Below are 20,284 nucleotides of genomic sequence, written 5' to 3' on the forward strand. Positions count from 1 at the left end.
CAAGGTGGAGCTGTCCGGCGGCATCCGCGACGACGCCTCGCTGGCGGCCGCCCTGGCCACCGGCTGCACCCGCGTCAACCTCGGCACGGCGGCCCCCCGGGCTGAATTGGCCCCCCGCCCAGTCGGCCCCGTGCACCTCTCAGCGGTCGAAGTCCAGCTCCACCTGTTCCGTCAGCGGGTGCGACTGACAGGCCAGTACATAGCCGGCTTCCGTCTCCTCCGTCTCCAGGGCGAAGTTGCGGTCCATGCGGACCTCGCCGGAGACCAGGAAGGCACGGCACGTCCCGCACACGCCGCCCTTGCAGGCGTAGGGCGCGTCGGGACGGTTGCGCAGGACCGTCTCCAGCAGCGTCTCGCCGTCGCGCACCGGCCAGGTGCCGCCGCGTCCGTCGAGCCGGGCCGTGACCCTGCTGTGCGCGGGGGCCTGGGCGGTGGCGGCCGGGGGCGAGCCCGCGTCCACATGGAAGATCTCCTGGTGGATCCGGGACCGGTCCACGCCCAGCTCGCGCAGCGCCTGCTCCGCACCCAGCACGAGCCCGTACGGCCCGCACAGGAACCAGCCCGCTACCTTGCCGACCGGCAGCAGCGCGGGCAGCAGCCCGGTGAGCCGCTCTTGGTCGAGCCGGCCGGACGGCAGACCCGCCTGCTGCTCCTCGCGGGAGAGCACGGTCACCAGCTGAAGCCGCTCGGGATAGCGGTCCTTCAGGTCGGCGACCTCCTCCAGGAACATCGTCGAGGCGGCCGTGCGGTCGCTGCGTATCAGGCAGAACCGGGCCGCTGGCTCGCGCGCCAGCAGTGTGGAGACGATGGACAGCACCGGGGTGATGCCGCTGCCGCCGACGACCGCCGCGTACAGGCCGGGCGCCGGTTCCAGGGTGAAGCGGCCGGCCGGGGTCATCACCTCCAGCACGTCGCCGACGTTGATCTCCTTCAGCGCGTAGGCGGAGAAGGCTCCTCCCTCCACCAGCCGCACGCCCACCCGCAGGGTGTCGGGGCCCGCGCCGGCCGGGTCGGGGGCGGGGGAGCAGATCGAGTAGGTGCGCCGTATCTCGGTGCCGTCGACCTGCCGGCGCAGCGCCAGGTGCTGGCCGGGTGCGTGCCGGTACTCCTCGCGCAGCTCGGGCGGGACGGTGAAGGTCACGGCGACGGAGTCGTCGGTGATCCGGTCGACCTCGGCCACCGGGAGCGGGTGGAAGCGCGCCATCACAACTCCTTGAAGTGGTCGAACGGTTCACGGCAGGCGAGGCAGCGGCGCAGTGCCTTGCACGCGGTGGAGGAGAACCTGCTGAGCAGCTCGGTGCCGGCGGAGCCGCAGTGCGGGCAGCGGACGGGCTCGGTGGGTGCGTCCCCGGTGGGCGCGTCCGCGGTCCGGGTCGGGCCGAGGGTCAGCGGGACCGGGGCGGAAGCGGCGCGCACGCGCGGGGGAGCGATGCCGAACTCCCGGAGTTTGCGCCGTCCTTCGGCGCTGATGTCGTCGGTCGTCCAGGCGGGGCTGAGCACCGTGCGGACCGTGACCTCGCGCATGCCGTGGGCGCGCAGTACCCGTTCGATGTCCACGCTCATCGCCTCGATGGCGGGGCAGCCGGTGTAGGTGGGGGTCAGGTCGACCTCGACCGTGTCGTCCCCGTGCAGATGCACCGCGCGCACCACGCCCAGCTCCCGGAGCGTGAGCACCGGCAGTTCGGGGTCGGGCACCGAGCCGGCCAGTTCCAGCAGCTCTGTCTCCAGGGCGGTGGCGGTCACCATGTCGCCCCCGGGTGGCTGCGGTGCAGATGCTGCATCTCGGCGAGCATCCGCCCGAAGGGTTCGGTGTGCAGGCCCTGTCGGCCGGCGCCGGCCGACCAGGCGCCGGTGCGCGGTCCCTCGGGGAGGGGGAGCGTGGCCCGGCCGAGGACGTCCTGGACGGACTCCTGCCAGCGTTCGTCCAGGCGGGTCCAGTCGGCGTCTAGGCCCTCCACCGGCTGGAACATCTCACCGGTGAACTTCCACAGGGCCTCGCAGGCGCGGCGCATCCGCTCGTGGCTGGTCTCCGTGCCATCGCCGAGGCGGAGCGTCCACTGCTCGGCGTGGTCGCGGTGGTAGGCGACCTCCTTGACCGCCTTCGCGGCCAGGGCTGCGAACGGGCCGTCTGCTGAGGCCAGTTCGGCGTAGAGCAGGTGCTGGTAGGTGGAGAAGTACAGCTGGCGGGCGATGGTGTGGGCGAAGTCGCCGTTCGGCTGCTCGACCAGCTGGAGGTTGCGGAAGGCCCGCTCCTCGCGCAGGTAGGCCAGTTCGTCCTCGTCGCCGGCCATGGACAGCAGCACCCGGGCCTGGCCGAGCAGGTCGAGGGCGATGTTGGCGAGGGCGACCTCCTCCTCCAGGACGGGGGCGTGCCCGGCCCACTCCCCCAGCCGGTGGGAGAGCACCAGGGCATCGTCGCCGAGGGCGAGGGCGGCGGTCACCGGGACGGTGGCGGGGCCGGTCGTGGTCACAGGTGCTTCACCCCTTCCGGGATCTCGTAGAAGGTCGGGTGCCGGTAGGGCTTGTCGGCGGCCGGCTCGAAGAACGGGTCCTTCTCGTCCGGTGAGGACGCGGTGATCGCGGCGGCCGGGACGACCCAGATGGAGACGCCTTCGCCGCGGCGGGTGTACAGGTCGCGGGCGTTGCGCAGGGCCAGCTCCGCGTCGGGGGCGTGCAGGCTGCCGGCGTGGGTGTGGGAGAGGCCGCGCCGGGAGCGCACGAAGACCTCCCACAGGGGCCAGTCGGTGGTGCTCATGCTCGCTCCGCTCCTGTCGCGTGTGCTGTCTCGTTGCCTGTCTCACCGGTGTCGCCGGTGTGCTTGGCCGCGTAGGCGGCGGCCGCTTCGCGCACCCACGCGCCCTCGTCGTGGGCGCGCCTGCGCTGAGTGATCCGCTGTTCGTTGCACGGGCCGTTGCCCTTGAGGACGTCCCAGAACTCCGTCCAGTCGATCGGGCCGAAGTCGTAGTGCCCGCGTTCCTCGTTCCACCGCAGGTCCGGGTCGGGGAGGGTGAGGCCCAGGGACTCGGCCTGGGGGACGCAGATGTCGACGAAGCGCTGGCGCAGCTCGTCGTTGGAGTGGCGCTTGATCTTCCACTCCATCGACTGCGCGGAGTGCTGGGACTCGTCGTCGGGTGGGCCGAACATCATCAGCGAGGGCCACCACCAGCGGTCGACCGCGTCCTGCGCCATCGCGTGCTGCTCGGGTGTGCCCTTGCCCAGGGCCAGCAGCAGTTCGTAGCCCTGGCGCTGGTGGAAGGACTCCTCCTTGCAGATCCGTACCATCGCGCGGGCGTACGGGCCGTAGGAGCAGCGGCACAGCGGGACCTGGTTGGTGATCGCGGCGCCGTCCACGAGCCAGCCGATCGCGCCGACGTCGGCCCAGGTCAGGGTCGGATAGTTGAAGATCGAGGAGTACTTCTGGCGGCCGCTGTGCAGCTTGTCGAGCAGCTCGTCACGGCTGGTGCCGAGGGTCTCGGCCGCGCTGTACAGATACAGGCCGTGGCCGGCCTCGTCCTGGACCTTGGCCATGAGGATCGCCTTGCGGCGCAGGGAGGGCGCGCGGGTGATCCAGTTGGCCTCCGGCTGCATGCCGATGATCTCGGAGTGCGCGTGCTGGGCGATCTGCCGGACCAGGGTGGCGCGGTAGGCGTCGGGCATCCAGTCGCGCGGTTCGATGCGTTCGTCGGCGGCCACGGCCGCGTCGAAGGCGTGCTGGAAGGCCGCCGTGTCGGCGGTGTCCGGTGCGCCGTCCGTCTCTGTGCGGGCCGTGCGCTGCGCGGCTGCTGTGGCCATGCGGTCCCCCTGACCTCGGGCTCTGCGGTGGATTGTCCCGACCGATCGTTCGGTCCGTGCGCATCAATGGTGTGCTGGGGCGCCGTGGGGTGTCAACCGCTGTGGAAAACTCCGGCGGGCAGCCTGTGGACAACGTGTGGGAGGGCGGGTAGGGCGGGGTGCCGGGCCGTATCGCGTGGCGAGGACCACTGCCGTGGCTCGTACCCGGGGCTGCGCCCGGTGGCCTGGGCTGAGTACCGTTCCGTGCGTATCGCCGAGAGTGGCGTACGTGAAGGGTGGGGCGCTCGTGGCGGGCGTCGCGAGCTGGACCACTGAACCGAACGACTGAGCCGAAGCGGGGGACGGGGCGGAATGGACGCGTACGACGAGGACCCAGGGGCCCGACCCGACCCCGGCGGGTCGGCCCGGGCGCGTCTCCCGGAGGCCTCGGCGACCGAGGAGGACTCCTCAGCCGACATGGATTCCCGTGCTGACGCGGATTCCCGTGCGGACGCGGACTCCTCGGCCGAGGTGCAGTCTCCGGTCGATGAGGATTCCTCGGCCGACATACAGTCTCCGGCCGACTCGGATTCCCGGGTCGGCGTGCAGTCTCCGGCCGGCCCGGATTCCCGGGCGGGCGCGGCTGCTGTCCGCGGTGCGGAGGCCGTGGCCTCCGGGGCCGACGCCCCCGTGCCGCCCCCCGCGCCCCGTACCGGTGTGGCCGCCCTCTCGCCCCGCTACCAGGTCGCCGTGGCGCTGGCGCTCGCGGTGGTCGGTGTCGCCGCCTGTGTGCATCTGCTGATGGTGTTTCTCAGCCTCGCCCCGGCGAACACCGTGACCAAGCAGCACGGCAAGGCTGTCGAGGAGTGGGTGTTCCCGGAGTTCGAGCAGAACTGGAAGCTGTTCGCGCCCAACCCGCTGCAGCAGAACATCGCCGTCCAGGTGCGCGCGGTGATGCGGGCGAAGGACGGTGGGCTGCGCACCACCGGGTGGACCGACCTCTCCGCCCAGGACGGCGCCGCCATCGACGGCAACCTGGTGCCGAGCCACACCCAGCAGAACGAGCTGCGCCGCGCCTGGGACTTCTTCACCGCCACGCACAGCGCCGACAACCGCCCGGTGGGAACGCGTGGCTCCCTCTCCGAGCAGTACCTGCGCCGGGTCGTGGTGATGCGCCTGTACCGGACCTATCCGGCCGACCGCGACGGCGTCATACAGCGCGTGCAGATCCGGTCCAGCACCACCAATGTGCAGCCGCCCGAGTGGAGCCATGAGCGCGTGTCGGACAAGCCGATCTACCGCGTGCTGCCCTGGTGGACCGTGACGGCCGACGAGGCAGCGGGAGGTGTGCGGTGAACAGGATCTCCCTGACCCTCTCGCGCGGTATCGCCAAAGTCACCGAGTCCGCTCTCGGGCCGTACCAGAGCGCCGTGATCCGCATCGGGTTCGCCGGGACCTGGCTGCTGTTCCTGCTGCGCGAGTTCCCGCACCGCCAGGAGCTGTACGGCCCGGCCGGTCCCTGGGGCTGGAACCTCGCCAAGGAGCTGACCGACGACAACCACGCTTTCACGGCCCTGCTGTGGTCCGACGGCCAGCTGTGGTTCGAGTGCTTCTACGCGCTGGCGATACTCGCCGGCGCCGCGCTGCTCCTCGGCTGGCGCACCCGGACGGCGTCACTGCTGTTCATGGTGGGTGTGCTGTCGCTGCAGAACCGCAGTGTCTTCGTGGGCGACGGCGGCGACAACGTCCTGCACCTGATGTCCTTCTACCTGGTGTTCACGCGCTGCGGACAGGTGTGGTCCCTGGATGCGCGGCGGGCGGCGCGCGCCGCGGCGGCACGCGCGCGTGGGGAGCGGGTCCCCGCAGACCGGGTGGGCCCGGCCCTGTGGGCGGTGTCCGGACTGGCGCTGCTCATAGCGACGTTCACCGGCCGGTTCGACAACGGCTGGCTGATCCCCGCGCTGCTGTGGACGGCCTGGGTGATGCTCGGTCTGTGGTGGGCCGTAGGCCGCTCGGCGAAGTCGCAGCAGCCGCGGATCCTGCTGGACGTCGTCGCCAACGTCCTGCACAACGGCGGCCTGTTCGTGATCATGGTGGAGGCCTGCCTGATCTACGCGACGGCCGGCTGGTACAAGATCCAGGGCTCGCGCTGGCAGGACGGCACGGCCGTCTACTACCCGCTCCACCTGGACTACTTCTCGCCCTGGCCCGGACTCGCCGACCTGATGTCCTCCAGCGGCACGATCATGATGGCCGCCGCCTACGGCACGGTCATGGTGCAGGTCGCCTTCCCGTTCACCCTGTTCAACCGGCGGGTCAAGAACGTCCTGCTGGTGTTCATGATGCTCGAGCACGCGGTGATCGCGGTCGTCCTCGGCCTGCCGTTCTTCTCGCTGGCGATGATCACCGCGGACGCGGTCTTCCTGCCGACGCCGTTCCTGCGCCGGCTCGGCGCGCTGGTCATGCGCGCGTGTGGGCGGTTCGTGCGGCATGACGACCGTACGGTGCCCGCGCCGCGCTCCCCCGAAGCCAGCCCCGAGGAGAGCGCGCAGGGCCGCGTAGGGTTCAGGGCATGACCGACCCGCTCGCCCGCTGGCGCGAGCACGCCGATGACGGCGTGCTGCTCGACGGCTTCCACGCCCTCAAGCACGCGCTGCGCTTCGGCGCCGAGGTCCCGGTGGCGGTCACCACCGACCGGCCTGCCGCGCTCGCCCTCGCCGGGGAACTCGCCGGGGACGTCCGGGACGCGCTGGACGCGCTGCTCACCCAGGTGCCCGCGGAGACGTACGCCTCGCTCGTCCCGCGGCCTCACCCGACCGGGGTGGCCGCGCTCGCCGTACGGCCCTCCCGCGATGCCAACCTGCGCAGGCTCGCCCACACGCCCCGCACCGCGCCCGTCGTGGTCCTGGACAACCCCCGCAACCTGGGCAACGCCGGTGCCGTGATCCGGCTGGCCGCCGGTTTCGGGGCGACCGGCGTGGTCACCACGGGCACCCTCGACCCCTGGCATCCCACCGTAGTGCGCGGCGGAGCCGGCCTGCACTTCGCGACCGCCGTGGAGCGGCTGGACGCCGACGAGCTGCCCCCAGGGCCGGTGTTCGCGCTGGACCCCGAGGGCGACGACATCCGGGGCGTGAAGCTCCCGGACGACGCCGTCCTCGCCTTCGGCTCCGAGCGCAGCGGCCTTTCGGCCGACCTACGCGCGCGTGCCGACCACTTGCTGTCCCTGCCGATGCGCCCCCAGGTCTCCAGCTACAACCTCGCCACGAGCGTGGCGATGACGCTGTACCACTGGAGCGCGACCGGGGGCGCGCCCTTGGCTTCCTAGGCCTCCCGGCGTACCTCGATGACCCGGAACCGGTTGGCGACAAACGCCCCGTCGCACAGTGCGGCGTTCGCCGCCGGATTGCCGCCCGAGCCGTGGAAGTCGGAGAACGCGGCGGTCTGGTTCACGTACACCCCGCCGGTCAGGTTGAGCGACAGCTGGGCCGCCTCCTCCAGGCACACCTCCTCGACGGCCTGTTCCACCTCGCTGTCGGTGGTGTAGGCGCCGACCGTCATCGCGCCCTTCTCACGGACCGTGCGGCGCAGCAGCTCCACCGCGTCGTTGGCCGAGTCGACCGCGACGGCGAAGGAGACGGGACCGAAGCACTCGCTCATGTAGGCGGCCTCGTCGTCCGGTTTGGCGCCGTCCAGCTTGACGATGACCGGGGTGCGCACGACCGTGCCCGGGAAGTCCGGGTTGCTGATCTCCCGGGAGGCGAGGGCGACTTCGCCGAGGCCGGCGGCGGCTTCCAGACGGGCCTTGACGTCCGGGTTGACGATCGCGCCCAGCAGGGCGTTCGCGCGGGCGTCGTCGCCGAGGAGGCCGTCGACCGCGCGGGCGAGGTCGACGGTGACCTCGTCGAAGGTCTTGGGGCCCTCGTCGGTGCGGATGCCGTCCCGGGGGATGAGCAGGTTCTGCGGGGTGGTGCACATCTGACCGCTGTACAGGGACAGCGAGAACGCCAGGTTGGACAGCATGCCCTTGTAGTTGCCGGTGGAGTGCACGATCACCGTGTTGACGCCGGCCTTCTCGGTGTAGACCTGCGCCTGGCGGGCGTTGGCCTCCAGCCAGTCGCCGAAGGACGTCGACCCGGTGTAGTCGATGATCCGGACCTCGGGGCGGGTGGCGAGGGTCTTGGCGATGCCCTCGCCGGGGCGCTCGGCGGCCAGCGCGACCAGGTTCGGGTCGAAGCCCGTCTCGGTGAGGACCTGGCGCGCGATCTGTACGGTGAGCGCGAGCGGCAGTACCGCGCGGGGGTGGGGCTTGACCAGGACCGGGTTGCCGGTGGCGAGGGAGGCGAACAGGCCCGGGTAGCCGTTCCACGTCGGGAAGGTGTTGCAGCCGATGAGCAGGGCGAGGCCGCGCGGGACCGGCGTGAACTGCTTGGTGAGGGCCAGCGGGTCGCGCTTGCCCTGGGGCTTGGTCCACTCGGCCGTGTCGGGCGTGCGGACCTGCTCCGCGTACGCGTACGCCACCGCTTCCAGGCCGCGGTCCTGGGCGTGCGGGCCGCCGGCCTGGAACGCCATCATGAAGGCCTGGCCGCTGGTGTGCATGACGGCGTGCGCGAACTCGTGCGTCCGGTCGCTGATCCGCTTGAGGATCTCCAGGCACACCAGCGCCCGGGTCTCCGCGCCCGCGTCCCGCCAGGCCCGCTGCCCCGTCTTCATCGCGGGGACCAGCACGTCCACGTCCGCGTGCGGGTAGCCGACGCCCAGCTCGATGCCGTACGGCGAGACCTCGCCGCCCACCCAGTCGTCGGTGCCGGGCTGGCCGAGGTCGAGGCGGGTGTTCAGCAGGGCGTCGAAGGCGGCCTTGCCCGCCGCCGCGTCCAGGCTGCCGTTCTCACCGTAGGCCTTGGGGTGCTCGGGGTGCGGGGACCAGTACGCGCGCGTGCGGATCGCTTCCAGCGCCTGGTCGAGTGTGGGCCGGTGCTTGGCGATCAGCTCGTTGGCGGTCAGTTCGGCGGCCATACGGGACCAACTCCTCGTCTGGAGAACTCTTCGTCGAGTTCATGACCTGGGCAGAAACATGGGCAGGTATCGAGAGGCGCGGCGCGAAGCGCCTCCGTAAGGGCGGTGGCGGGTGACGGGCGGGGCGGTCAGAGCTAGAGTAACCGAACGATCGGTCGGTACAAGGGGGCCTGCCGCATCTGTGGAAAACGCCGTGCGGGAGGATCGCGCACATGACAGCACTCGACCTCAGCAGCCCTGTGGCCGTCGTCGGCACCGGCACCATGGGCCAGGGCATCGCCCAGGTCGCTCTGGTCGCCGGCCACCCCGTGCGGCTGTACGACGCCGTCGCCGGACGTGCCCGGGACGCGGCAGCGGCGATCGGCGCCCGCCTCGACCGGCTCGTGGAAAAAGGCAGGCTCGGCGCCGCCGACCGGGACGCTGCCCGCGCCCGCCTCCGGCCCGCGGAAAGCCTCGCGGAGCTGGCGGACTGCGCCCTGGTCGTCGAGGCCATCCTTGAGCGGCTGGACGTCAAGCAGCAGCTCTTCGCCGAGCTGGAGGACATCGTCGCCGAGGACTGCCTGCTCGCCACCAACACCTCCTCGCTGTCGGTGACGGCCATCGGCGGCGCCCTGCGCCGGCCCGGCCGCTTCGTGGGCCTGCACTTCTTCAACCCGGCACCGCTCATGCCCCTGGTCGAGGTCGTCTCCGGGTTCGCCACCGACGTCACGTCGGCCACGCGGGCGTACGAGACCGCCCGCGTTTGGGGCAAGACCCCGGTGGCCTGCGCCGACACCCCGGGTTTCATCGTCAACCGGATCGCCCGGCCCTTCTACGCCGAGGCCTTCGCCGTCTACGAGGCCCAGGCCGCCGACCCGGCCACCATCGACGCCGTGCTGCGCGAGTCCGGCGGGTTCAGGATGGGCGCCTTCGAGCTGACCGACCTGATCGGGCAGGACGTCAACGAGTCCGTCACCCACTCGGTGTGGCAGTCCTTCTTCCAGGACGTGCGCTTCACCCCGTCCCTCGCCCAGCGCCGGCTGGTGGAGTCCGGCCGTCTCGGCCGCAAGACCCGGCACGGCTGGTACGACCACGCCGAGGGCGCGGAGCGGTCCGAGCCGCACACCGCCGACAAGGAGCAGCCGCCCGCCTACGTCGTCGCCGAGGGCGGCCTCGGCCCGGCGGCCGAGCTGCTCACGCTGATCCGCGAGGCGGGAATCCAGGTCCGCGAGGACGACGAGGACAACGGCACCCGCCTGGTGCTGCCCGGCGGCGGCCAGCTGGTGCTCGCCGACGGCCAGACCTCCGTGGAGTTCCGTGACGTCGTCTACTTCGACCTCGCCCTCGACTACCGCGCGGCCACCCGTATCGCGCTGTCCGCCTCCCAGGACACCTCGACGCGCACCCTCGTCGAGGCCACCGGCCTCTTCCAGGCCCTCGGCAAGGACGTCAGCGTCATCGGCGACGTCCCCGGCATGATCGTCGCGCGCACGGTCGCCCGGATCATCGACCTCGCGCACGACGCCGTCGCCAAGGGCGTCGCCACCCAGGAGGACATCGACACGGCCATGCGCCTCGGGGTGAACTACCCGCTCGGCCCGTTCGAGTGGGACCGCAGGCTCGGCCGCGAGTTCGCCTTCGACGTCCTGGACGAGATGCACGAGCGCGACCCCTCCGGACGCTACGCGCCCTCCCTCGCGCTCTACCGCCACGCGTACGCCGTCGACGACAAGCGGGAGGGCACCTCATGACCACGGCCAAGCGCGACACGTACACGCCCGAGACGCTGCTCTCCGTGGCCGTCCAGGTGTTCAACGAGCGCGGATACGACGGCACCTCCATGGAGCACCTGTCCAAGGCGGCCGGCATCTCCAAGTCGTCGATCTACCACCACGTCAGCGGCAAGGAGGAGCTGCTGCGCCGGGCCGTCAGCCGCGCCCTGGACGGCCTGTTCGCCATCCTGGACGAGGAGCACGCGCGCGTGGGACGGCCCGTCGACCAGCTGGAGTACGTCGTACGGCGCATGGTCGAGGTGCTCATAGGTGAGCTGCCGTACGTGACGCTGCTGCTGCGGGTGCGCGGCAACACCGCCACCGAGCGGTGGGCCCTGGAGCGGCGGCGCGACTTCGACCACCAGGTCGCGGAACTGCTGAAGGCCGCGGCGGCCGACGGGGACGTGCGCGGCGACGTCGAGGTCCGGCTGGCCACCCGGCTGGTCTTCGGGATGATCAACTCGATCGTGGAGTGGTACCGGCCCGACCCGCGGGGCGTCGGCGAACGCGAGGTGGCCGACGCCGTGGTCCGGCTGGTCTTCGCGGGCCTCAAACAGAGCTGAGGTCAGGCCCCCGCCACCTCTCCGGTCACGCCTCCGGCGCACCTTCTGTCACGCCTCCGGCTCCAGGTCCTCCTCCTCGAACACCAGTAGCGTGCGGGTGCTGAGCACCTCGGGGATCGCCTGGAGCCGGGTGAGCACCAGCTCGCGCAGCGCCCGGTTGTCGGGTGTGTGCACCAGCAGCAGTACATCGAAATCGCCGCCCACGAGGGCGATGTGGGAGGCGCCGGGCAGCTGCCTGAGCTGCTCGCGGACCGTGCGCCAGGTGTTCTGGACGATCTTCAGCGTGATGTACGCCGAGGTGCCGTGCCCCGCCCGCTCGTGGTCCACGCGCGCGCTGAAGCCCCGGATCACCCCGTCCTCGACAAGCCGGTTGATGCGCGCGTAGGCGTTGGCGCGCGAGACGTGGACGCGTTCGGCGACAGAACGTATCGAGGCACGGCCGTCCGCCTGGAGGATTTTCAGGATGTCCTGATCGATGGCGTCGAGCGGGCGCGGCGGCGGCAGCGCCGCTCCGTCCAGCGGGCGCGGTGACGGGAGCGCGGTGCCATCCTGTGGTCCGTCGGCCATTTGTTCAGCTGCCATTGCCCCCCGCTCCCTCGCTGTGGACGTCCTGCGTTCATTCCAGGGTGTGGAGAACCGTTTGTCCACAGCCTGGAGGTGCCTGTAGCCAAAATGTGCCGGCGACCGAACAATCGGTTGGTGAGGCGCCTCACAGCCGACGCGCCTCCCGTAGCCGCTCCCACGAGGAGGTGCCGTCATGACGGTCATGGAGCAGCGGGGCGCGTACCGGCCATCGCCGCCGCCCGCCTGGCAACCCCGTATGGACCCCGCGCCGCTGCTGCCCGACGCCGAGCCCTACCGCGTCCTCGGCACCGAGGCGGCCACCAAGGCCGAGCCGGACCTGCTGCGCCGGCTCTACGCCCAGCTGGTGCGCGGCCGCCGCTACAACACGCAGGCCACCGCGCTCACCAAGCAGGGCCGCCTCGCCGTCTACCCCTCCAGCACCGGCCAGGAGGCCTGCGAGGTCGCCGCCGCCCTGGCCCTGGAAGAGCGGGACTGGCTCTTTCCCAGCTACCGCGACACCCTCGCCGTCGTCGCCCGGGGCGTGGACCCCGTCGAGGCCCTCACCCTGCTGCGCGGCGACTGGCACAGCGGCTACGACCCCTACGCCCACCGGGTCGCCCCCCTCAGCACTCCGCTCGCCACCCAGCTCCCGCACGCCGTCGGCCTCGCGCACGCCGCCCGCCTCAAGGGCGACGACGTCGTCGCGCTCGCCATGGTCGGCGACGGCGGCACCAGCGAGGGCGACTTCCACGAGGCGCTGAACTTCGCCGCCGTCTGGCAGGCACCGGTCGTCTTCCTGGTGCAGAACAACGGCTTCGCCATTTCCGTCCCGCTCGCCAAGCAGACCGCCGCGCCGTCCCTGGCCCACAAGGCCGTCGGCTACGGCATGCCGGGCCGGCTGGTCGACGGCAACGACGCGGCCGCCGTGTACGAGGTCCTCAGCGACGCGGTACGGCACGCGCGCGCGGGCGGCGGACCGACCCTCGTGGAGGCGGTGACCTACCGGATCGACGCCCACACCAACGCCGACGACGCCACCCGCTACCGCGGCGACGCCGAGGTCGAGGCCTGGCGCGCCCACGACCCGATCGAGCTGCTGGAGCACGAGCTGACCGAGCGTGGGCTGCTCGACGAGACCGGCATCGAGGCCGCCCGGAAGGACGCCGAGACGATGGCCGCCTCCTTGCGTGAACGCATGAACCGCGACCCCGAACTGGACCCCATGGCCCTCTTCGACCACGTCTACGCCGAGACCACCGCCCAGCTGCGCGAACAGCGCGCCCTGCTCAGGGCCGAGCTGGAAGCCGAGCACGAGCGGCACGGCGAGCAGGAAGGCGGCGCCCGATGACCACCGTCGCCGCCAAGCCCGCCACCATGGCGCAGGCCCTCACGCGCGCGATGCGCGACGCGATGGCCGCCGACCCGGCCGTGCACGTCATGGGCGAGGACGTCGGCACCCTCGGCGGTGTCTTCCGGGTCACCGACGGCCTTGCCAAGGAGTTCGGCGAGGACCGCTGCACCGACACCCCGCTCGCCGAGGCCGGCATCCTCGGCACCGCCGTCGGCATGGCCATGTACGGTCTGCGCCCGGTGGTGGAGATGCAGTTCGACGCGTTCGCCTACCCGGCGTTCGAGCAGTTGATCAGCCATGTCTCCCGGATGCGCAACCGCACGCGCGGCCGGATGCCCGTGCCCATCACCGTCCGCGTCCCCTACGGCGGCGGCATCGGCGGCGTCGAGCACCACAGCGACTCCTCCGAGGCCTACTACATGGCCACGCCGGGAGTGCACGTGCTCACGCCCGCGACCGTCGCCGACGCCTACGGCCTGCTGCGCCAGGCCATCGCCTCCGACGACCCGGTCGTCTTCCTGGAGCCCAAGCGGCTGTACTGGTCGAAGGACTCCTGGAACCCCGAGCAGCCCACGGACGTGGAACCCATCGGCCGCGCGGTGGTGCGCCGCCCGGGCCGCAGCGCCACGCTGATCACCTACGGCCCCTCCCTGCCGGTCTGCCTGGAGGCCGCCGAGGCCGCGCGGGCCGAGGGCTGGGACCTCGAAGTGATCGACCTGCGCTCGCTGGTGCCGTTCGACGACGAGACGGTCTGCGCGGCCGTACGGCGCACCGGACGCGCGGTCGTCGTCCACGAGTCCACCGGGTTCGGCGGGCCGGGCGGCGAGATCGCGGCCCGGATCACCGAGCGCTGCTTCCACCACCTGGAGGCGCCGGTGCTGCGCGTCGCCGGCTTCGACATCCCCTACCCGCCGCCCATGCTGGAGCGGCACCACCTGCCCGGCGTCGACCGCATCCTGGACGCCGTGGCCCGGCTGCAGTGGGAGGCCGAGGGCTGATGGCACAGGTGCTGGAGTTCAAGCTCCCCGACCTCGGCGAGGGACTCACCGAGGCGGAGATCGTCCGCTGGCTGGTCCAGGTCGGTGACGTCGTCGCCGTCGACCAGCCGGTCGTCGAGGTCGAGACGGCCAAGGCGATGGTCGAGGTGCCCTGCCCGTACGGCGGTGTGGTCACCGCCCGCTTCGGCGAGGAGGGCACCGAACTGCCGGTCGGCGCACCGCTGTTGACGGTGGCGGTGGGCCCGCAGGCCCCGGCGGGGGACGGCGGGGGGTCGGGCAACGTCCTGGTCGGATACGGCACCTCGCAGGCCCCGGCCCGGCGCCGGAGGGTGCGGCCGACGCCGTTGGCGAGGGGTGCCGCGAGCGGCAGTACCGGCGCGGACAGCCCACGGACCACAAGCGCGTCCTCCGGTACGGTCCCGGACGGGCGGCAGAGCCCGGCTGCGGTCTCCGGGGCGGCGCGACCGGACGGACCGGCAGCCGTCAACGGCACGGCGACCACCGGTACGGCGGCCCACGCGCGCGCGGACGCCCTCCACGCCGGGGGGCCGGTGCCCGTGATGTCCCCCCTGGTCCGCCGACTGGCCCGCGAGGGCGGTGTGGACCTGCGGCAGCTGGCGGGTTCGGGCCCGGACGGGCTGATCCTGCGCGCGGACGTCGAGGGCGCCCTGCGGGCCAAGGCGGCCGGGGGCGGCCGTACGGCCGAGGAGCCCGCCATGGCGGCACACGCCACCGTCCCGGCGGTACCGGCCGCGACCCCGTCGGCATCCGCCGCCTCGGCCGAGCGTGCCGGGGGCACACGCATCCCTCTCAAGGGCGTGCGCGGTGCCGTCGCCGACAAGCTCTCCCGCAGCCGCCGGGAGATCCCGGACGCCACCTGCTGGGTCGACGCCGACGCGACCGAACTCATGTGCGCGCGTGCCGCGATGAACGCGGCCGGTGGATCGAAGATCTCCCTGCTCGCGCTGCTCGCCCGCATCTGCACAGCGGCGCTCGCCCGGTTCCCCGAGCTGAACTCCTACGTCGACACCGAGGCCCGCGAGGTCGTCCAGCTCGACCAGGTCCACCTCGGGTTCGCCGCGCAGACCGAACGCGGGCTCGTCGTGCCGGTCGTCCGGGACGCCCACGCGCGCGATGCCGAAGCGCTGACCGCCGAGTTCGCCCGGCTCACCGAGGCCGCCCGCACCGGGACGCTCACGCCCGGGGAACTCACCGGCGGGACCTTCACGTTGAACAATTACGGCGTCTTCGGCGTCGACGGCTCCACGCCGATCATCAACCACCCCGAGGCGGCCATGCTCGGTGTCGGCCGGATCGTCCCCAAACCCTGGGTGCACGAAGGCGAGCTGGCTGTGCGTCAGGTCGTGCAGCTCTCGCTCACCTTCGACCACCGGGTGTGCGACGGCGGCACGGCGGGCGGCTTCCTGCGGTACGTGGCGGACTGCGTGGAACAGCCGGCGGTGCTCCTGCGCACGCTGTGACGCACGCGGGGCCCCGGCGGAAGGGCCCCGCGGAAGACACGAGCCAGGCCCCTCGGGACATACTCGGGGTGTGACCGACAACGCCCCCGCCGCTCCTGGGACGCCCTTGCCGTACGACGCCGTCGTGCTGGCCGGTGGCGCCGCCCGGCGGCTCGGCGGGGCCGACAAGCCCGGTCTGCGGGTCGGGGGCCGGGCGCTGCTCGACCGGGTGCTCACGGCCTGCGCAGGCGCCGGGACGACCGTCGTGGTGGCCGACCGGCGGCCCACCCCGCGGCCGGTGCGCTGGGCGCGCGAGGAGCCACCCGGCGCCGGACCGGTCGCCGCGCTGGAAGCCGGCCTGCGGCACACCACCGCCGAGCTTGCGGTCGTCCTCTCCGCCGATCTGCCCTTCCTCCGGCCGGACACGCTGCAGCGCCTGTTGAGCGCCGTCTGCGACACCGGTGCCGACGGCGCACTACTCACCGACGCCGACGGCCGCGACCAGCCGCTCGTGGCCGCCTACCGCACCGCCGTGCTCCGCCACGAGCTCACCGCCCTCGCGGCCGGACCCGACGGCCTGACCGGACTGCCCCTGCGCCGGCTGACCGGCGCCCTCAGCCTCACCCGTGTCCCGGACCCGCTCGCGTCCTTCGACTGCGACACCTGGGACGACCTCGTCAATGCCAGGGCACGCATCAGGGAGCATGGGCACGTGTTGAATGAATGGATCTCCGCAGTCAAGGACGAGCTGGGCATCGACCTGGACGTCGACACCGGCGTCCTGCTCGACCTCGCCCGTGACGCCGCGCACGGTGTGGCCCGGCCGGCCGCCCCGCTGACCACCTTCCTCGTCGGCTACGCCGCGGCCCAGGGCAAGGGCGGCCCCGAAGCGGTCGCCGAGGCCGCCCGCAAGGCAGCCGCACTCGCGCTGCGCTGGGAGGAAGAGAGCAGCGGGGGCGGGAAAGAGAACAGCGGGGGCCCGAGCGCCCCGGACGCCGGATGACCGCCCCCGGAACCCGGGCCGGAGCGCCCGCCGAGGACAGCGACGACCTGGACGTCGAGGAGGCCCTGGCCCTCGTGAGGGAAGCCAGGGACGACCGCGCGGGCCAGCTCCCCGCCCCGGCAGCTGAAGCGCACGGCGAGCGGCACCGGGCCACCCCGTGGGCCCAGGCCCGCGAGATCGCCGCCCGCGCCGCCCGCGCCCGGGTCCGCCGCACCCCCGTCTCCGTGCCGCTCGGCGACGCCCTCGGCCTGGTGCTTGCCGCCCCGCTCGACGCGCTCACCGACCTGCCCTCCTTCGACACCTCCGCGATGGACGGCTGGGCGGTCGCCGGGCCCGGACCCTGGGATGTACGGGACGAGGGCGTGCTCGCCGGGGATGCGCAGCCCGAGCCGCTCACCGACGGCGAGGCGGTCCGTATCGCCACCGGCGCCCGCATCCCGGCCGACACCACCGCCGTCCTGCGCAGCGAGCACGGCCGTACCGACGCGCAGGGGCGGCTCCACGCCACGCGGGAGATCGTGCACGGCCAGGACATCCGACCGCGCGGCCAGGAGTGCCGCAGCGGGGATCAGCTGCTGCCCGTCGGCACCCGGGTCACTCCCGCGGTCCTGGGGCTCGCCGCGGCGGCCGGATACGACACCGTCGCCGCCGTACCGAGGCCCCGTGTCGAAGTCCTCGTGCTGGGCGACGAGCTGCTGACCGAGGGGCGGCCGCGCGACGGACTGATCCGGGACGCGCTCGGCCCCATGCTGCCGTCCTGGCTGCGCGCGCTCGGCGCCGAGGTCCTCGGGGTGCGCCGGATCGGGGACGACGCCGAAGCCCTGCGCCGGGCAGTCACCGGCTCCGCGGCGGACCTAGTCGTCACCACGGGCGGCACCGCGGGCGGACCAGTCGACCACGTGCATCCCATCCTGGAACGGATCGGCGCCGAACTCCTCGTCGACGGCGTCAAGGTGCGCCCCGGCCATCCCATGCTGCTGGCCCGCACCAAGGACGACCAGCACCTCGTCGGCCTGCCCGGCAACCCCCTCGCGGCCGTCTCCGGCCTGCTCACGCTCGCCGAGCCGTTGCTGCGCACCCTGGCCGCGCACCCGGCCCCCGAGCCGTACACGCTGCCGCTGAGCGAGGCGGTGCAGGGGCATCCGTACGACACCCGGCTGATCCCCGTGGTGCTGCGCGGCGACCGTGCCGCACCGCTGCACTACAACGGTCCGGCCATGCTCCGCGGCATCGCCGCCGCCGATGTGCTGGCCGTCGTACCGCCCGGCGGAGCCCGGCAGGGTGAGGAGACGGAACTCCTCGACCTGCCGTGGGCGACCGCCGGAATCGAGGTCTGTTTTACGTGAAACGGTGTGTTTCACGTGAAACGCGAATTCGGCCACCAGGCTTACGGCCCTGGACTGACGCGGTGTTACGGACTTCCCCGAGCGAGCGGGTCTGCCCCGAAGTCGCCATGCGCGGGGAGTAGCGTCACGGGCATGCATGCGATCACGATTCCCGAACCTGGTGGTCCCGAGGCGCTGGTGTGGGCGGAGGCCCCCGATCCGGCGCCCGGCGAGGGCGAGGTGCTGGTCGAGGTGGTGGCCAGCGCCGTCAACCGTGCCGACGTCCTGCAGCGGCAGGGCTTCTACAACCCGCCGCCCGGTACCTCCCTTTACCCGGGCCTGGAGTGCTCCGGCAGGATCGCCGCGCTCGGACCCGGAGTGTCCGGCTGGGCCGTCGGCGACGAGGTGTGCGCGCTGCTCTCGGGCGGCGGGTACGCCGAGAAGGTCGTGGTACCGGCCGGGCAGCTGCTGCCCGTGCCCGAGGGGGTCGACCTCAAGCAGGCGGCCGCGCTGCCCGAGGTCGTCTGCACGGTCTGGTCCAACGTGTTCATGATCGCCCATCTGCGGCCCGGTGAGACGCTGCTCGTGCACGGCGGGTCCAGCGGCATCGGCACCATGGCGATCCAGCTCGCCAAGGCCGTCGGGGCCAAGGTCGCGGTGACGGCCGGCACGAAGGAGAAGCTGGAGCGGTGTGCCGAGCTGGGCGCGGACATCCTGATCAACTACCGCGAGCAGGACTTCGTCGCCGAGATCGAGCAGGCCACCGGGGGTGCGGGGGCCGACGTCATCCTCGACAACATGGGCGCGAAGTACCTGGACCGCAACGTCCGTGCGCTCGCCGTCAGCGGGCGGCTCGCGATCATCGGCCTGCAGGGCGGGGCGAAGGGGGAGCTGAACATCGGCGCGCTGCTGAACAAGCGGGCCGCGATCAGTGCGACCTCGTTGCGGGCGCGGCCGCTGAGCGAGAAGGCGGCGATCGTGGCGGCTGTGCGCGAGCATGTGTGGCCGTTGCTGGCCGGGGGGCATGTGCGGCCGGTGGTGGATCGGGAGGTACCGATGGCGGATGCGGCCGAGGGGCATCGGGTGGTGGAGGCCAGCGGGCATGTGGGGAAGGTGCTGCTGGTCACGTCGTGACGCCGGGGAGGTCTTGACGCCGGCGAGCTGGAGCGGTGCGGGTGCCGAGCGCCGGGCTTGAGGTTGGTGCCGGGTGCCGGTGCCGCATGAGCGCCGGGTGCTGGTGCGGGCCGGGGTGCGGTGGGGCGCTTGCCGGCGCTGGCCGGGTGCCGCTGCGCCCACCCGTGCCGCCCCAGCGGCACGACTGCCCGCAGCTACGCGGGATGCGAGAAGCCGCTGCTGGGTGGGTGGGGTCCGGCGGGACGTCTGCGTGCAGCTTTGCGGGGTGCGAGTGCCGCGGCTGGGTTGGAGGTCCGGCGGGACTTTTGCCTGCGGCTACGTGGGTACGTCGGCCGCTGCTGGATCGGTGGGGGTCCGGCGGCGCGTCTGCTCGTAGCCAGGCGGGGAGGGGAGAGAGCGGGCCGCTGGTGCGGCTGGCTGCGGGGGGTCGGTCAGTCTTTGCGGAGTCTTAGGCCCAGGAATGCCAGGGCCATGCCTATGCCTATGAGGACCAGGCCGCTGCCCAGGGGGAGGATCTGCAGGACCGGCTCGGAGGCGTTCCCGTCCTGGGGGGTGTTCTGGGGCGGCGGGTGGTTGAGGCCGGCCTCGTCGGGGACGGTCGAGGCCGTCGGCGTCGTGGTCGGGAGGTCCGCGGTCTCCGGTTCCTTCGCCTCGCCGGTGCCGGGAGCCGGGGTGGGCACGGGGTCGTCGTCGTCACCCTCCACCTCGGCCGCGGGGCCGTCCGGTCGGCCCGGACGCATCCGCCCCTCGCCGGCCCGACTGCCCGCACGGGTCGGCTCGACGGCCGTCGGGTGATACGAGGCGGAGGCGGAATCCGAGGGCATGGGGGAGCTGGGCGAGGGCCCGGTTGCCGGGGAGCTGTAACCGTGCGCGTTACCGTGACTGCGGCTCTGACCGTGATCGGGGCCGGTGGTGTCCTGCGGCTCCGGAGCGGCACTGCCCATGGGTTTGCGACCGCTGTTCGCCGGGTGTTCCGGGCGGCCGGGGTGGGCCGGGCGGCCCGTGTCCCAGGATGCGAGGTGATTCGCGTCGTCAGGGGTCGGCCGGTCCAGGGGGCCGGGGTCGGTGCTGCTCGGGCCGGGGGCGGTGGAGCCCCTCGGGCCGGGATCGCCGGTGTGCGCCGTAGTGGTGTGATCGGTGACGACGTCGTACGCGGGCAGGGCCACCGCGAGGACGAGCAGCAGCCGTATACAGCGGCGTGTGATGCGCAGCCATGGAGTCACGTCGGTGACCTCCCGGAGCCCGGATATGTGATCGATGGATGACCGACAGCAATAACCCTCACATTCCTAGGCGAACAGGGCATTTCAGATTGGGCCGTCGGGTCTAAACGGTGGATCAGCCCCAT

General features: G+C 72.6%; 19 protein-coding genes and 1 pseudogene. 12 read left to right on the forward strand and 8 right to left on the reverse strand.

The genetic code is table 11. The features are described from left to right. Positions 1-94 (forward strand): annotated as a pseudogene (locus tag AB0M27_RS32120) (bifunctional 1-(5-phosphoribosyl)-5-((5-phosphoribosylamino)methylideneamino)imidazole-4-carboxamide isomerase/phosphoribosylanthranilate isomerase PriA); the annotation flags it as partial. A gap of 45 nt (positions 95-139) precedes the next feature. Here AB0M27_RS32120 and AB0M27_RS32125 read toward each other — a convergent pair. Genes AB0M27_RS32125 through paaA form a run of 5 tightly spaced genes read right to left on the reverse strand, consistent with a single transcriptional unit; the run spans position 140 to position 3,792 of the window. Continuing rightward, positions 140-1,204, reverse strand: a complete 1,065-nt coding sequence (locus AB0M27_RS32125; RefSeq protein ID WP_365726950.1) for a 2Fe-2S iron-sulfur cluster-binding protein — start codon at positions 1,202-1,204, stop codon at positions 140-142. Then, a complete protein-coding gene (paaD, locus tag AB0M27_RS32130) occupies positions 1,204-1,746 on the reverse strand; it encodes a 1,2-phenylacetyl-CoA epoxidase subunit PaaD (RefSeq protein WP_365726952.1) in 543 nt (180 codons plus the stop codon). Before paaD ends, AB0M27_RS32125 begins: the two co-directional genes overlap by 1 nt. Further along, the gene (gene paaC / locus AB0M27_RS32135) at positions 1,740-2,471 is read right to left on the reverse strand and encodes a 1,2-phenylacetyl-CoA epoxidase subunit PaaC (RefSeq protein ID WP_365726953.1); all 732 of its coding nucleotides are present in this window, start codon (positions 2,469-2,471) and stop codon (positions 1,740-1,742) included. The genes paaD and paaC overlap by 7 nt, the downstream gene beginning before the upstream one ends. Further along, a complete protein-coding gene (gene paaB, locus AB0M27_RS32140) occupies positions 2,468-2,755 on the reverse strand; it encodes a 1,2-phenylacetyl-CoA epoxidase subunit PaaB (RefSeq protein WP_014673816.1) in 288 nt (95 codons plus the stop codon). The genes paaC and paaB overlap by 4 nt, the downstream gene beginning before the upstream one ends. Further along, positions 2,752-3,792 (reverse strand): 1,2-phenylacetyl-CoA epoxidase subunit PaaA, encoded by a 1,041-nt coding sequence (paaA, locus tag AB0M27_RS32145; protein ID WP_365726955.1) that lies wholly within the window; start codon positions 3,790-3,792, stop codon positions 2,752-2,754. The genes paaB and paaA overlap by 4 nt, the downstream gene beginning before the upstream one ends. 456 nt (positions 3,793-4,248) lie before the next feature. Here paaA and AB0M27_RS32150 point away from each other — a divergent pair, with 456 nt between their 5' ends. Genes AB0M27_RS32150 through AB0M27_RS32160 form a run of 3 tightly spaced genes read left to right on the forward strand, consistent with a single transcriptional unit; the run spans position 4,249 to position 7,099 of the window. Next, a complete protein-coding gene (locus tag AB0M27_RS32150) occupies positions 4,249-5,127 on the forward strand; it encodes a DUF5819 family protein (RefSeq protein WP_365726956.1) in 879 nt (292 codons plus the stop codon). Continuing rightward, on the forward strand, positions 5,124-6,347 hold the full coding sequence (locus AB0M27_RS32155) for an HTTM domain-containing protein (RefSeq protein WP_365726960.1): 1,224 nt from the start codon (positions 5,124-5,126) through the stop codon (positions 6,345-6,347). The genes AB0M27_RS32150 and AB0M27_RS32155 overlap by 4 nt, the downstream gene beginning before the upstream one ends. Continuing rightward, positions 6,344-7,099 carry a TrmH family RNA methyltransferase gene (locus AB0M27_RS32160; RefSeq protein WP_365726962.1) on the forward strand — a complete coding sequence of 252 codons (756 nt, stop codon included), beginning with the start codon at positions 6,344-6,346 and terminating at the stop codon, positions 7,097-7,099. The genes AB0M27_RS32155 and AB0M27_RS32160 overlap by 4 nt, the downstream gene beginning before the upstream one ends. Here AB0M27_RS32160 and paaN read toward each other — a convergent pair. After that, positions 7,096-8,787 carry a phenylacetic acid degradation protein PaaN gene (gene paaN, locus AB0M27_RS32165; RefSeq protein ID WP_365726963.1) on the reverse strand — a complete coding sequence of 564 codons (1,692 nt, stop codon included), beginning with the start codon at positions 8,785-8,787 and terminating at the stop codon, positions 7,096-7,098. The genes AB0M27_RS32160 and paaN overlap by 4 nt on opposite strands. A 212-nt stretch (positions 8,788-8,999) precedes the next feature. Here paaN and AB0M27_RS32170 point away from each other — a divergent pair, with 212 nt between their 5' ends. Both AB0M27_RS32170 and AB0M27_RS32175 read left to right on the forward strand, forming a co-directional pair. Continuing rightward, a complete protein-coding gene (locus AB0M27_RS32170; protein WP_365726964.1) occupies positions 9,000-10,517 on the forward strand; it encodes a 3-hydroxyacyl-CoA dehydrogenase in 1,518 nt (505 codons plus the stop codon). Further along, the gene (locus AB0M27_RS32175; RefSeq protein ID WP_365726966.1) at positions 10,514-11,101 is read left to right on the forward strand and encodes a TetR/AcrR family transcriptional regulator; all 588 of its coding nucleotides are present in this window, start codon (positions 10,514-10,516) and stop codon (positions 11,099-11,101) included. The genes AB0M27_RS32170 and AB0M27_RS32175 overlap by 4 nt, the downstream gene beginning before the upstream one ends. A gap of 48 nt (positions 11,102-11,149) precedes the next feature. On the opposite strand, the gene AB0M27_RS32180 is transcribed toward AB0M27_RS32175, so the two are convergent. Continuing rightward, on the reverse strand, positions 11,150-11,683 hold the full coding sequence (locus tag AB0M27_RS32180) for an Lrp/AsnC family transcriptional regulator (protein ID WP_365726968.1): 534 nt from the start codon (positions 11,681-11,683) through the stop codon (positions 11,150-11,152). A 175-nt stretch (positions 11,684-11,858) separates the two neighbouring features. Between AB0M27_RS32180 and pdhA the strand changes: the two genes are divergently transcribed. From pdhA to AB0M27_RS32210, 6 genes are all read left to right on the forward strand, one after another. Next, a complete protein-coding gene (gene pdhA / locus AB0M27_RS32185) occupies positions 11,859-13,013 on the forward strand; it encodes a pyruvate dehydrogenase (acetyl-transferring) E1 component subunit alpha (protein ID WP_365726970.1) in 1,155 nt (384 codons plus the stop codon). Next, entirely contained in the window at positions 13,010-14,014 is a 1,005-nt protein-coding gene (locus AB0M27_RS32190) for an alpha-ketoacid dehydrogenase subunit beta (RefSeq protein ID WP_365726971.1), read from the forward strand. Before pdhA ends, AB0M27_RS32190 begins: the two co-directional genes overlap by 4 nt. Then, on the forward strand, positions 14,014-15,495 hold the full coding sequence (locus AB0M27_RS32195; protein ID WP_365726972.1) for a dihydrolipoamide acetyltransferase family protein: 1,482 nt from the start codon (positions 14,014-14,016) through the stop codon (positions 15,493-15,495). Before AB0M27_RS32190 ends, AB0M27_RS32195 begins: the two co-directional genes overlap by 1 nt. Positions 15,496-15,565: 70 nt before the next feature. Next, positions 15,566-16,477 (forward strand): NTP transferase domain-containing protein, encoded by a 912-nt coding sequence (locus tag AB0M27_RS32200; protein WP_365726974.1) that lies wholly within the window; start codon positions 15,566-15,568, stop codon positions 16,475-16,477. Further along, entirely contained in the window at positions 16,474-17,823 is a 1,350-nt protein-coding gene (locus AB0M27_RS32205) for a molybdopterin molybdotransferase MoeA (RefSeq protein ID WP_365726976.1), read from the forward strand. Before AB0M27_RS32200 ends, AB0M27_RS32205 begins: the two co-directional genes overlap by 4 nt. Positions 17,824-17,955: 132 nt before the next feature. Beyond that, positions 17,956-18,936, forward strand: coding sequence for an NAD(P)H-quinone oxidoreductase (locus AB0M27_RS32210; protein WP_365726978.1), 981 nt, complete (start codon positions 17,956-17,958; stop codon positions 18,934-18,936). A 431-nt stretch (positions 18,937-19,367) separates the two neighbouring features. On the opposite strand, the gene AB0M27_RS32215 is transcribed toward AB0M27_RS32210, so the two are convergent. Next, positions 19,368-20,159, reverse strand: a complete 792-nt coding sequence (locus AB0M27_RS32215) for a hypothetical protein (protein ID WP_365726981.1) — start codon at positions 20,157-20,159, stop codon at positions 19,368-19,370. Positions 20,160-20,284: the final 125 nt, after the last annotated feature.

Source organism: Streptomyces sp. NPDC052107, from assembly GCF_040680215.1.
GTDB lineage: Bacteria > Actinomycetota > Actinomycetes > Streptomycetales > Streptomycetaceae > Streptomyces.